The sequence below is a fragment of the Pseudomonas sp. SWI36 genome (genome assembly GCF_002948105.1).
GTDB lineage: Bacteria > Pseudomonadota > Gammaproteobacteria > Pseudomonadales > Pseudomonadaceae > Aquipseudomonas > Aquipseudomonas alloputida.
This window is the reverse complement of record NZ_CP026675.1, coordinates 767,164-780,242: the sequence shown is the minus strand read 5'-3', so window position 1 is coordinate 780,242 and position 13,079 is coordinate 767,164. Positions and strand designations below refer to the sequence as shown.

Sequence of the window (13,079 nt, the reverse complement as noted above, 5' to 3'; positions counted from 1 at the left end):
GTAAAGCCGCACGGACGCGTTTTCGTCGAATGTTCGACGGTCACCGAAAAGGAAAGTTAAAGATGGCGAGTGCAACCATTACCGGCCTGGGTTCTGGCCTTAAGATCGATGAAATCGTCGCGGCCCTCACGGCTGCCGAAAAAGCACCTAAGCAGGCGCAGATCAATACCCAGACTCAGAAGGCGACTACGTCCTTGTCGGCCATTGGCACTGTCAAAAGTGCACTCGACACTTATCGGTCCGCGATTGCCAAGCTCAATACCGCTACAAGCTTCAACGGCTTGAGCGCGACGTCTTCTGACAAGGCGGTGGCCAATATCACCATCGCCGATGGTGTGTCGACAGGAACGTACTCGTTAGAAGTGACCCAGTTGGCTACCGCTTCTAAGATTTCCACCAAGGTATACAGTGGCGCATCTGCGGTGATCAACAGTAGCGGCCAGGCGCAGACCCTGACTATCGGTCAGGGCGATACCACCTATAGCGTCAACATTGCGGACGGGGCAACGTTGCAGCAGACGCGGGATAGTATCAATAGCCAGTTGCAGTCCAAGGGTGTCACTGCCAACATCGTGACCGATGCCAGTGGTTCGCGTCTGGTGTTTTCTTCGACCAAGATGGGGGCGGGTACCGAACTGACATTGGGTGGTGGCTCTGACTTGGCAGTCGATACCAAGACCATTGCCGTTCCACAGAATGCCAAGTACAAGCTCGATGGTCTTGAGCTTGAATCAGCCTCCAATTCGGTGACTGATGCAGTAAGTGGTGTGAATATCGAGCTGGTCAAAGAGGGTAAGGTTTCGCTCTCGGTCAGCAATAACACCGATACCCTCAAGACCTCCGTGCAGTCGTTCATCACTGCCTACAATGCGCTGATGACGTCTATCAACAGCGTAACAAAGGTAACGGCAGGCGCTGATGGCAGTAGCACCACCGGCGCCGCACTGACTGGGGATGCCACGATGCGTTCGATGGTCAACTCGATCCGCAGCGAGCTGACACGTTCGGTGGGTGAGGGCGGTTTGAAGACCTTGTCTCAACTGGGTGTAAATACGGTCCAGAAAACCGGGCTGCTGGAGCTGAATGAGACTAAATGGAACGACGCGGTAAAAACCCATGCCGCCGATATCAGTGACCTGTTCACTGGCAAAGAAGGCTTGTTGACCCGTATGACCTCGGCGACTGAGGGCTATGCCAAGACGGGGGGTATCCTTGCCTCGCGGCAGACCAGCCTGACTGCGCAGCTTAAGGAGCTCGAGTCCTCCCAGGAGGCACTCGATCGCCGCATCGAATCGCTGACCGAAACCTTGACCAAAAAGTACAATGCTATGGATACGCTAGTCGCCCAGCTCAAAGCCAGTAGTGACAGCGTGATGGCTACACTGAACGCACTGAACAAGTCCAATAGCGACGATTGATCACCCTAAAGAAAGCCGGGGCAGTGCCGATTACCTAGGTATGCTGCCACTGTTGCACCAAGTTCACTGAGGATTTCCCATGCACCCGATGAGAGCCCTTCGCCAGTACCAGAAGGTCAATTCCCATGCCCAAATTTCCGAGGCAACCCCTCATCGTTTGGTGCAAATGCTGATGGAGGGCGGGCTTGACCGCATGGCTCAGGCAAAGGGTGCAATCAGTCGTGGAGACGTTGCTCAAAAGGGTATCTTGCTGGGTAAGGCTATCGACATTATTGGTGGCTTGCGTGAAGGGTTGGACCGGGAAAAGGCGGAAAACCCCGAAGAACTGGATCGCCTGGATGAGTTATATGCCTACATGACCACACGCCTGATGCAGGCCAACTTGCACAGTGATCCGGCTATTATCGACGAAGTCGCGCAATTGATGATCACTGTCAAAAGCGGCTGGGATGCCATCGCCTCCGCCGAGCAATAACACCCTAAGGAGCCCCCCATGAGCGCGCTGCAGCAAATCGAAGACACCCGCCTTGCCCTGAGCGAGGCCCTGCAAGTGCGCGACTGGGCGGCCATTGGTGAGTTGGACTTGGCCTGTCGTACGCTGATGGATGAATTACTGCAAGAGAATCTGGATGATGAGGCCGCAATCCGGGCCAATCTGGAAGCGTTGATGGCGGTTTATCGTCAGCTGATCGACGTTGCAAGTGACGAGCGTCAATCCTTGGTCGCACAAATGTCGAATATCAACCAAGCGAAACACGCCACAAAGGTATACCATCTGTTCAGCTGAAGCTGGGCAGAGAGCAACGCTTCGACGCCATAAATTTGACTGCCTTTAAGTTTTTGACTTTACTAGTGGCTGTTTTCGAATTTCAGACGTCCGAACACTGACCATTCAGTCGGAATGATGTCGAGCACGCCCCTGCAGGGCGCCGATATGACTAGGGAAGTTGCTATTGCATGTGGCGTGAAACCAAGATTCTGCTGATCGATGACGACAGCGCGCGCCGCCGCGACCTTGCGGTGGTGCTGAACTTCCTCGGCGAAGAAAACCTCGCGTGTGCCAGCCATGACTGGCAGCAGGCGGTCGAGCCATTGTCCTCGAGCCGCGAAGTGCTGTGCGTGCTCATCGGCACCGTAAATGCTCCGGGCAATCTGCTTGGGTTGCTTAAGACAGTGGCTGCGTGGGATGAGTTCCTTCCAGTTTTGCTTTTAGGTGAAATTTCTTCCGCCGAGCTGCCGGAAGACCTTCGCCGCCGGGTGCTTTCCAACCTGGAGATGCCGCCAAGCTACAGCCAGCTGCTGGATTCGCTGCACCGTGCCCAGGTCTACCGCGAAATGTATGACCAGGCGCGCGAGCGCGGTCGCCAGCGCGAGCCCAATCTGTTCCGCAGCCTGGTTGGCACCAGTCGTGCCATTCAGCACGTGCGGCAAATGATGCAGCAAGTGGCGGATACCGACGCCAGCGTGCTGATCCTGGGTGAGTCGGGCACCGGCAAGGAAGTGGTAGCGCGCAACCTGCACTACCATTCCAAGCGCCGCGAAGCGCCGTTCGTGCCGGTCAACTGTGGCGCGATCCCGGCCGAGCTGCTGGAAAGCGAACTGTTCGGCCACGAGAAGGGCGCCTTTACCGGGGCCATCACCAGCCGTGCCGGGCGTTTCGAACTGGCCAACGGCGGTACCCTGTTCCTCGATGAAATTGGCGACATGCCGTTGCCGATGCAGGTCAAGCTGCTGCGTGTGCTGCAGGAGCGTACCTTCGAGCGCGTGGGCAGCAACAAGACCCAGAGCATCGACGTGCGCATCATCGCTGCGACGCACAAGAACCTCGAAACCATGATCGAGGACGGCACCTTCCGCGAAGACCTGTACTACCGCCTGAACGTGTTCCCTATCGAAATGGCGCCGCTGCGTGAGCGGGTGGAAGACATCCCGTTGCTGATGAACGAGCTGATTTCGCGCATGGAGCACGAGAAGCGCGGTTCCATTCGCTTCAATTCCGCCTCGATCATGTCGCTGTGTCGTCACGGCTGGCCGGGCAACGTGCGCGAGCTGGCCAACCTGGTCGAGCGCATGGCGATCATGCACCCGTACGGGGTCATTGGCGTGTCGGAACTGCCGAAGAAATTCCGCTATGTCGATGACGAAGACGAGCAGATGGTCGACAGCCTGCGCAGCGATCTGGAAGAGCGCGTGGCGATCAATGGCCACACACCAAACTTCAGCAACCACGCCATGCTGCCGCCCGAAGGCCTGGACCTCAAGGACTACCTGGGTAGCCTGGAGCAGGGCCTGATCCAGCAGGCGCTGGACGATGCCAACGGTATCGTTGCGCGCGCGGCTGAACGTTTGCGTATTCGCCGTACTACCCTGGTCGAGAAAATGCGCAAGTACGGCATGAGCCGCCAAGGCGGCGAGGAACAGGCGGAAGATTGAAGCCTGGCGGTTGCCTGTGCCGGGCTCTTCGCGGGCACGCCCGCTCCCACAGGATCGATGCACATCTTCAATTCGGTGATATCCCTGTGGGAGCGGGCTTGCCCGCGAAGAGGCCGGCACAAATCCCTATCTCCGGCACGGCTATTGCTACACCGCTGGCAACACACCGTTTTTATGACGGTCAGCCACGCGAGAGAGCACGATGCCCCAGGCCGCCCACGTATCCCGAGCCCCCGATCAGCAGGGGCAAACCCCGGTCGCGCAGGACAGCGGCCAGGGTATCGCGCAAGCCTTCGCCCTGTTCAATCAGGTGTCCAGCCAGCTGAGCCAGTCCTACAGCCTGCTTGAAGCCCGGGTCAGTGAGCTCAAAGGTGAGCTGGCCGTGGTCAGCGCCCAGCGCATCGACGAACTGAGTGAAAAGGAACGCCTGGCCAACCGCCTGCAGAACCTGCTGGACTTGCTACCCGGCGGGGTGATCGTGATCGACGGCCAGGGCCTGGTGCGCGAAGCCAACCCGGCCGCCTGCGAGTTGCTCGGTGAGCCTCTGATCGGCCAATTGTGGCGCCAGGTGATCGCCCGTAGCTTTGCCCCGCGCAAGGACGACGGCCACGAAGTCTCGCTGCGCGACGGTCGCCGCCTGTCGATCGCCACCCGCTCGCTGGATGCCGAGCCTGGCCAATTGGTGCTGCTCAACGACCTGACTGAAACCCGTCGCCTCCAGGACCAGCTGGCTCGCCACGAGCGCCTGTCGTCGTTGGGGCGCATGGTTGCCTCGCTGGCTCACCAGATCCGTACGCCGCTGTCCGCAGCCATGCTGTATGCCAGCCACCTGGCCGATAGCGAGCAAACGCTGAGCGCGGAAACCCGCCTGCGTTTCGCCGCAACCTTGAAGGAACGCCTGCACGAGCTGGAACACCAGGTGCGCGACATGCTGGTGTTTGCCCGTGGCGAGTTGCCGCTGGGGGATCGGGTGACCCCGAAAGCGCTGTTCCAGGCCCTGCAGCAGGCGGCCCAGGCGCATGTGCAGGGGCACGCCGTGCGCTGGCAGTGCGACAGTCATCTGGGTGAGCTGCTGTGCAACCGCGACACGCTGGTCGGCGCCTTGCTCAACCTGATTGAAAATGCCCTGCAGGCCAGCGATGGCCCGGCGCGGCTGAAGGTGCACCTGTACCGCCGCGAACGTAGCTTGCACCTGTGCGTCAGCGATGCCGGCAGCGGCATCGATGCAGGCTTGCTCGGCCGTTTGGGCGAGCCGTTCCTTACCACCAAGGCCACCGGTACCGGCCTGGGCCTGGCCGTGGTCAAGGCGGTGGTGCGTGCGCATCAGGGCACGATCAACCTGCGCTCGAAAGTCGGCCGTGGTACCTGCGTGCGGGTAGAGCTGCCGTTGATCGACGGGCAATTGGCGGAGGGGGTGTAATGGCAATCAAGGTGCTGCTGGTCGAGGATGACCGCGTATTGCGCCAGGCGCTGGGCGATACCCTGGAAATCGGCGGTTTCGCCTATCAGGCAGTGGGCAGTGCCGAAGAAGCGCTGGAGGCCGTACTCGAAGACGCGTTCAGCCTGGTGGTCAGTGACGTCAACATGCCCGGTATGGATGGGCACCAGTTGCTGAGCCAGCTGCGCCGCCAGCAGCCACAGTTGCCGGTGTTGTTGATGACGGCGCATGCCGCCGTCGAGCGTGCGGTCGAGGCCATGCGCCAAGGCGCCGCCGACTACCTGGTCAAACCGTTCGAGCCCAAGGCGCTGCTCAACCTCGTGGAGCGGCATGCCGCCGGACGTGTGACCGGCGAAGAAGGGCCGGTGGCCTGCGAGCCGGCCAGCCGCCAATTGCTGGAGCTGGCGGCCCGTGTGGCGCGCAGTGACTCGACCGTGCTGATTTCCGGCGAGTCCGGTACTGGCAAGGAAGTGCTGGCGCGCTACATTCACCAGCAGTCCCCGCGTGCGGCGCAGCCCTTCGTGGCGATCAACTGCGCGGCGATCCCCGACAACATGCTCGAGGCCACCCTCTTTGGCCACGAGAAGGGTGCCTTCACCGGTGCTATCGCGGCTCAGGCGGGCAAGTTCGAGCAGGCCGAAGGCGGCACCCTGCTGCTCGACGAAATCTCGGAAATGCCCATGGCCTTGCAAGCCAAGCTGCTGCGTGTGCTGCAGGAGCGCGAGGTGGAGCGGGTAGGCGGGCGCAAGCCGATCAGCCTGGACATTCGGGTGCTGGCCACCACCAACCGCGACCTGGCCGGCGAAGTGGCGGCCGGGCGCTTCCGCGAAGACCTGTACTACCGCCTGTCGGTGTTCCCGCTGGCCTGGCGCCCGCTGCGTGAGCGGCCGGGCGATATCCTGCAGCTGGCCGAGCGCCTGCTGGCGCGCCATGTGACCAAGATGAAGCATGCCCCGGTGCGCCTCTCGCCAGCGGCTCGGGCCTGCCTGCAGGCATATGCCTGGCCGGGCAACGTGCGCGAACTGGACAACGCCCTGCAGCGGGCGTTGATTCTGCAGCAGGGTGGCGTGATCGAGGCGGCGGATTTTTGTCTGGCAGGCGCCATTCCATTGTCGGCTGGCACCGAGCCATCTCTCGAGGTGGCTGCTGATGCCGGCGGCCTGGGGGATGACATGCGTCGCCACGAGTACCAGATGATCATCGACACCCTGCGCGCCGAGCGCGGCCGCCGCAAAGAGGCGGCCGAACGCCTGGGGATCAGTCCGCGGACGTTGCGCTACAAGCTGGCGCAGATGCGCGATGCCGGGTTTGACGTCGAGGCCAGTCTGTTCGGCTGACTGGCAAATCATCTGCAACTGGCGCGGACCTCTGTGGGAGCGGTCTTGCGTCGCGATAGGGCCGCAAAGCGGCCCCGGCGATCTTTGCGGCGGAGCTGAAGTCCTGGGGCCGCTTTGCGTCCCTATCGCGACGCAAGGCCGCTCCCACAGGAATTGTGTGATCCCAGGGAAATTAGTCGCGAAGGCTGGCACCTTTGTTGCTTTAGGTAGGTCATTCGCCGCATGAGTGTCAAAAAAATGCGGCCGCAGGAGAGAGAAGGGTCATGAGCCAAGGTGTTGAATTCAATCGTCTGATGTTGGACATGCGGGCCATGCAGGCCGATGCCATGTCGCTGCCCAAGGTAACTGCCGCCCCCGAGCTGGCGCCAGGGCAAAGCACCTTCGCCGACATGCTCGGCCAGGCCATCGGCAAGGTGCATGAGACGCAGCAGGCCTCGACCCAACTGGCCAACGCGTTCGAAATCGGCAAAAGCGGCGTCGACCTGACTGACGTGATGATCGCTTCGCAAAAGGCCAGCGTGTCGATGCAAGCCATGACCCAGGTACGCAACAAGCTGGTCCAGGCGTACCAGGACATCATGCAGATGCCGGTTTGAGGACGGATGTAACCCATGGCTGAAGCAGTCGTCGAAAACGCCCCCGCCAAAGCTGGCTCGCCAGCGGCCAAGCCGCCGCTGTTTGGCATGGCGTTTCTGGAAAACATCTCGCAGATGCCCATGCTGCGCCAGATCGGCCTCATGGTCGGCCTGGCGGCCAGCGTGGCCATCGGCTTTGCCGTGGTGCTGTGGTCGCAACAACCCGATTACCGTCCGTTGTACGGCAGCCTGTCGGGCATGGACACCAAGCAGGTCATGGACACCCTGGCCGCTGCTGACATCCCCTATAACGTGGAGCCCAACTCGGGGGCCCTGCTGGTCAAGGCCGACGACCTCTCCCGTGCGCGCCTGAAACTGGCAGCCGCCGGCGTGGCGCCGAGCGACGGCAATGTCGGCTTCGAACTGCTCGACAAGGAGCAGGGCCTGGGCACCAGCCAGTTCATGGAAGCCACCCGCTACCGCCGCAGCCTGGAAGGCGAACTGGCCCGTACCGTTTCCAGCCTCAACAACGTCAAGGCCGCGCGCGTGCACCTGGCCATCCCGAAAAGTTCGGTGTTCGTGCGTGATGAACGCAAGCCCAGCGCCTCGGTACTGGTCGAGCTGTACCCAGGCCGTGCACTGGAAGCCGGGCAGGTGATGGCCATCGTCAACCTGGTCGCCACCAGCGTGCCGGAACTGGACAAATCCCAGGTCACCGTCGTCGACCAGAAAGGCAACCTGCTGTCCGAGCAGATTCAGGATTCCGCGCTGACCCAGGCCGGCAAGCAGTTCGACTACAGCCGCCGGGTGGAAAGCATGCTCACCCAGCGTGTGCACAACATTCTGCAGCCGGTGTTGGGCAACGACCGCTACAAGGCCGAAGTGTCCGCCGACCTCGACTTCAGCGCGGTCGAGTCCACCTCCGAACAGTTCAACCCCGACCAGCCGGCGTTGCGCAGCGAGCAGTCGGTTGACGAACAACGTGCCAGCAGCCAAGGCCCTCAAGGCGTGCCTGGCGCGCTGAGCAACCAGCCGCCAGGCGCCGCTTCGGCACCGCAGACCACCGGTGGCGCGGCTACCCCGGCTGCCGCCATTCAGCCTGGCCAACCGCTGGTGGATGCCAACGGCCAGCAGATCATGGACCCGGCCACCGGTCAGCCGATGCTCGCGCCGTACCCGTCAGACAAACGTCAGCAGAGCACCAAGAACTTTGAGCTGGACCGTTCCATCAGCCACACTCGCCAGCAGCAGGGGCGCATGACCCGTCTGTCGGTAGCGGTGGTGGTGGACGACCAGGTCAAGATCGACCCGGCCACTGGCGATACCACGCGTGCGCCATGGGGCGCCGAGGACCTGGCGCGCTTTACCCGCCTGGTGCAGGACGCAGTTGGCTTCGATGCCAGTCGTGGCGACAGCGTGACGGTGATCAACGTGCCGTTCGCCGCCGACCGTGGCGAGGAAATCGCCGACATCGCCTTCTACCAGCAGCCGTGGTTCTGGGATATCGTCAAGCAGGTGCTGGGCGTGGTGTTCATCCTGGTGCTGGTGTTCGGCGTGCTGCGGCCAGTGCTGAACAACATTACCGGGGGCGGCAAGCAGGCTGCCCCGGACAGTGACATGGAGCTGGGCGGCATGATGGGTCTGGATGGCGAACTGGCCAACGACCGCGTCAGCCTGGGTGGCCCGACAAGCATTCTGCTGCCTAGCCCGAGCGAGGGTTACGAGGCACAGCTCAACGCAATCAAAGGCCTGGTGGCCGAAGACCCGGGCCGTGTGGCTCAGGTCGTGAAAGACTGGATCAACGCCGATGAGTGATAACCGAGCCGTTACCGCCAAGCTGAGCCGCGTCGACAAGGCGGCGATCCTCCTGCTCTCGCTGGGCGAGACCGATGCGGCCCAGGTGCTGCGGCACATGGGCCCGAAGGAAGTGCAGCGGGTGGGTGTGGCCATGGCGCAGATGGGCAATGTGCACCGTGACCAGGTCGAACAGGTGATGAGCGAGTTCGTCGACATCGTCGGCGACCAGACCAGCCTGGGCGTCGGTTCTGATGCGTACATCCGCAAGATGCTCAACCAGGCCCTGGGCGAGGACAAGGCCAACGGCCTGGTCGACCGCATCCTGCTCGGCGGCAATACCAGCGGCCTGGACAGCCTCAAGTGGATGGAGCCGCGTGCCGTGGCCGACGTGATCCGCTACGAGCACCCGCAGATCCAGGCCATCGTGGTCGCCTACCTCGACCCGGACCAGGCCGGTGAAGTGCTGAGCAACTTCGACCACAAGGTGCGCCTGGACATCGTCCTGCGCGTGTCATCGCTGAACACCGTGCAACCCGCGGCGCTGAAGGAGCTGAACCAGATCCTCGAGAAGCAGTTCTCGGGCAACTCCAACGCCGCGCGCACCACCCTGGGTGGTATCAAGCGTGCTGCCGACATCATGAACTTCCTCGACAGCTCGGTGGAAGGCGCACTGATGGACGCGATCCGCGAAATCGACAGCGACCTGTCGGAGCAGATCGAAGACCTGATGTTCGTCTTCAACAACCTGGCCGACGTCGACGACCGGGGCATCCAGGCGCTGTTGCGCGAAGTGTCCTCCGACGTGTTGGTGGTGTCGCTCAAGGGTGCCGACGAGCGGGTCAAGGACAAGATCTTCAAGAACATGTCCAAACGTGCTTCGGAACTGCTGCGTGACGATCTGGAGGCCAAAGGGCCGGTACGGGTCAGCGACGTGGAAACCGCGCAGAAAGAAATCCTCACCATTGCCCGGCGCATGGCCGAGGCCGGCGAGATCGTGCTCGGCGGCAAGGGCGCCGAGGAAATGATCTAAGGTATTCGCGATCCCATAGCCGACGCCGCCTTTTGTTGGAGCGGGTTTACCCGCGAAGGCGTCGGTCCTGGCAATCGAGGTTGTCGCTGCCGACGCATTCGCGGGTGAACCCGCTCCTACAAGGGACCGTGTCGGCCGAACATGGTTTGAGAACATGACAGCATGCCCACCAAAGAACACCACCCCAGCGACCTGATCCGTGCCCGCGACCTCGAGGGCGTGGATGTGTGGACGCTGCCAAGCTTCGACCCGGAACCGGAACCGGAGCCCGAACCGGAGCCTGAGCCTGAGCCCGAGGTCATCGAGGAAGTCGAGGAAGTGCCGCTGGAAGAAGTCCAGCCGTTGACCCTGGAAGAGCTCGAAGCCATCCGTCAGGAGGCTTACAACGAGGGCTTCGCAACCGGTGAGCGCGAGGGCTTCCACAGCACCCAGCTCAAGGTTCGCCAGGAGGCCGAAGAGGCCCTGAAAACCAAACTCGACAGCCTCGAGCGGCTGATGGCCAACCTGATGGAGCCGATTGCCGAGCAGGACACGCAGATCGAGAAAAGCCTGGTGCACCTTATCGCGCACATGAGCCGCCAGGTGATCGGCCGCGAGCTGCGCAACGATTCCAGCCAGATCACCCAAGTGCTGCGCGAAGCGCTCAAGCTGCTGCCCATGGGTGCGGACAATATCCGCATCCACCTCAACCCGCAGGATTTCGAGCTGGCCAAGGCCCTGCGCGAACGCCATGAGGAGAACTGGCGGCTGCTGGAAGACAGCGCGCTGCTACCGGGTGGTTGCCGCATCGAGACGGCCCACAGCCGTATCGATGCCACCATGGAAACGCGTATCGAAAAAGCGGTGGCGCAGCTGTTCGACCAGTTGCACGATCATTCCCTGCACCCGGCGGCGCCAGACATGTCGATAGACCTGGACGCGCCGGTCGAGCGTACCGTGGACAGCCCAGATGCGCCTTGAACGCACCAGCTTCGGCAAGCGCCTGGGCACTTACGCTGAGGCCATCGAGCTGCCGGCCCAGCCCATCGTCGAAGGCCGTTTGCTGCGTATGGTCGGCCTCACCCTGGAAGCCGAAGGCCTGCGCGCTGCAGTGGGCAGCCGCTGTCTGGTGATCAACGATGACAGTTATCACCCCGTGCAGGTCGAGGCCGAAGTCATGGGCTTTGCCGGGCCGAAGGTGTTTCTGATGCCGGTGGGCAGCATCGTCGGGATTGCCCCGGGGGCCCGGGTCGTCCCGCTGGATGACGGCGGCCGCCTGCCCATGGGCATGAGCATGCTGGGCCGGGTGCTCGACGGCGCCGGCCGTGCGCTGGATGGCAAGGGCGGGATGAAGGCCGAGGACTGGGTGCCGATGGACGGCCCGGTGATCAACCCGCTCAACCGCGACCCTATCAGCAAGCCGTTGGATGTGGGCATTCGCAGTATCAACGGCCTGCTTACCGTCGGCCGTGGCCAGCGGTTAGGCCTGTTCGCCGGTACCGGTGTGGGTAAATCGGTATTGCTGGGCATGATGACCCGTTTCACCGAAGCCGAAATCATCGTGGTCGGCCTGATCGGGGAGCGGGGGCGCGAGGTGAAGGAATTCATCGAGCACATCCTTGGTGAAGAGGGCCTCAAGCGCTCGGTGGTGGTGGCTTCGCCGGCCGACGATGCGCCGCTGATGCGCCTGCGCGCCGCCATGTATTGCACGCGCATTGCCGAGTACTTCCGCGACAAAGGCAAGAATGTGCTGTTGCTGATGGACTCGTTGACCCGTTTCGCCCAGGCCCAGCGGGAAATTGCCCTGGCCATCGGCGAGCCGCCAGCCACCCGGGGTTACCCGCCCTCTGTGTTCGCCAAGCTGCCCAAGCTGGTGGAGCGGGCAGGCAATGGCGAACCAGGCGGTGGTTCGATCACTGCGTTCTATACCGTGCTGTCTGAAGGCGACGATCAGCAAGACCCGATCGCCGACTCGGCGCGGGGCGTGCTTGACGGCCACTTTGTACTGTCGCGTCGGCTGGCTGAGGAAGGCCATTACCCGGCCATCGACATCGAAGCGTCGATCAGCCGGGTCATGCCCCAAGTGGTCGATGCCGACCACTTGCGCCAGGCGCAGAAGTTCAAGCAACTGTGGTCGCGCCTGTCGCAAAGCCGCGACCTGATCAGCGTGGGTGCCTATGTAGCCGGCGGTGATCCGGAGACTGACCTGGCCATTGCCTTGCAATCGAAGCTGGTTGAGTTTCTGCGCCAGGGCCTGCGCGAGAACGTGGGCATGGCGCAGAGCCGCGAACAGCTGGGGGCGATTTTCACGCCCCCGGCAGGTTGATAAGCCATGGCGCTGCCCGGACGTGCCGCGCGCCTGGCGCCGGTGGTGGACATGGCCGAAGAGGCCGAGCGCAAGGCGGCTCAGCGCCTTGGCCATTTCCAGCAGCAGGTGGCCACGGCCCAGGCCAAGCTGGCCGAGCTGGAGCGCTTTCGCGAGGATTACCAGCTGCAGTGGATCAACCGCGGCGGGCAAGGGGTCAATGGCAGCTGGCTGGTCAATTACCAGCGCTTTCTGGGGCAGCTGGAAACGGCCATGACCCAGCAGCGCCAGAGCCTGGTCTGGCACCAGAACAACCTCAACAACGCCCGTGGTACCTGGCAGCAGGCCTATGCCCGGGTGGAAGGTTTGCGCAAGCTGGTACAGCGCTACCAGGACGAGGCCCGGCGCGCTGAAGACAAGCGCGAGCAGCGCTTGCTGGATGAGCTGTCGCAGCGCCTGCCGCGGCAAAACCATCTATAGGTGTTCTCCGCAGGCCTTGCAGCGGAATAATTGGCCCGAAACAAATGAGAGGTCTTGCCCGCGAATGCGGTGGCGGCTGCGACGGTGTATGACCGGGTATGTTGGCTGGCAGGTCCGGCCTCTTAGCGGGTGAACCCGCTCCTACCACGGTATGGGGCGACACCACCGATTGATTGTAGGAGCGGGTTCACCCGCGAAGAGGCCGGTACAGGCCATCAAAGCCGTGAGCCTGCATCCGCTTGCCTCCCCCACCATCGCCTGCTAAACCTTAAAGCAGTTGCATCCGC

General features: G+C 62.4%; 12 protein-coding genes. All 12 read left to right on the top strand.

Features of this window, described 5'->3' with window-relative positions; genetic code table 11:
- Positions 1-62 precede the first annotated feature (62 nt).
- Positions 63-1,418 carry a flagellar filament capping protein FliD gene (fliD, locus tag C4Q27_RS03850; RefSeq protein ID WP_104886522.1) on the top strand — a complete coding sequence of 452 codons (1,356 nt, stop codon included), beginning with the start codon at positions 63-65 and terminating at the stop codon, positions 1,416-1,418.
- Between the two features lie 79 nt (positions 1,419-1,497).
- The gene (fliS, locus tag C4Q27_RS03845; protein ID WP_104886521.1) at positions 1,498-1,893 is read left to right on the top strand and encodes a flagellar export chaperone FliS; all 396 of its coding nucleotides are present in this window, start codon (positions 1,498-1,500) and stop codon (positions 1,891-1,893) included.
- An 18-nt stretch (positions 1,894-1,911) separates the two neighbouring features.
- Entirely contained in the window at positions 1,912-2,205 is a 294-nt protein-coding gene (locus tag C4Q27_RS03840; protein ID WP_104886520.1) for a flagellar protein FliT, read from the top strand.
- Between the two features lie 170 nt (positions 2,206-2,375).
- Complete coding sequence (gene fleQ, locus C4Q27_RS03835; RefSeq protein WP_020191674.1) at positions 2,376-3,851, top strand: transcriptional regulator FleQ; 1,476 nt, start codon at positions 2,376-2,378, stop codon at positions 3,849-3,851.
- Positions 3,852-4,053: 202 nt separating this feature from the next.
- Positions 4,054-5,271: a PAS domain-containing sensor histidine kinase gene (locus C4Q27_RS03825; protein WP_104886519.1), complete on the top strand. Its 1,218-nt coding sequence runs from the start codon at positions 4,054-4,056 to the stop codon at positions 5,269-5,271.
- Positions 5,271-6,626 carry a sigma-54 dependent transcriptional regulator gene (locus C4Q27_RS03820; RefSeq protein ID WP_104886518.1) on the top strand — a complete coding sequence of 452 codons (1,356 nt, stop codon included), beginning with the start codon at positions 5,271-5,273 and terminating at the stop codon, positions 6,624-6,626. The genes C4Q27_RS03825 and C4Q27_RS03820 overlap by 1 nt, the downstream gene beginning before the upstream one ends.
- Positions 6,627-6,889: 263 nt before the next feature.
- Complete coding sequence (fliE, locus tag C4Q27_RS03815; RefSeq protein ID WP_003254438.1) at positions 6,890-7,222, top strand: flagellar hook-basal body complex protein FliE; 333 nt, start codon at positions 6,890-6,892, stop codon at positions 7,220-7,222.
- A 15-nt stretch (positions 7,223-7,237) separates the two neighbouring features.
- The gene (gene fliF, locus C4Q27_RS03810; RefSeq protein WP_064491808.1) at positions 7,238-9,016 is read left to right on the top strand and encodes a flagellar basal-body MS-ring/collar protein FliF; all 1,779 of its coding nucleotides are present in this window, start codon (positions 7,238-7,240) and stop codon (positions 9,014-9,016) included.
- Entirely contained in the window at positions 9,009-10,028 is a 1,020-nt protein-coding gene (fliG, locus tag C4Q27_RS03805) for a flagellar motor switch protein FliG (protein ID WP_003254434.1), read from the top strand. The genes fliF and fliG overlap by 8 nt, the downstream gene beginning before the upstream one ends.
- Positions 10,029-10,190: 162 nt before the next feature.
- Positions 10,191-10,988 carry a flagellar assembly protein FliH gene (fliH, locus tag C4Q27_RS03800; protein WP_104886517.1) on the top strand — a complete coding sequence of 266 codons (798 nt, stop codon included), beginning with the start codon at positions 10,191-10,193 and terminating at the stop codon, positions 10,986-10,988.
- The gene (fliI, locus tag C4Q27_RS03795) at positions 10,978-12,333 is read left to right on the top strand and encodes a flagellar protein export ATPase FliI (RefSeq protein ID WP_010955088.1); all 1,356 of its coding nucleotides are present in this window, start codon (positions 10,978-10,980) and stop codon (positions 12,331-12,333) included. The genes fliH and fliI overlap by 11 nt, the downstream gene beginning before the upstream one ends.
- A gap of 6 nt (positions 12,334-12,339) precedes the next feature.
- Positions 12,340-12,792, top strand: a complete 453-nt coding sequence (fliJ, locus tag C4Q27_RS03790; RefSeq protein ID WP_003254427.1) for a flagellar export protein FliJ — start codon at positions 12,340-12,342, stop codon at positions 12,790-12,792.
- Positions 12,793-13,079 lie beyond the last annotated feature (287 nt).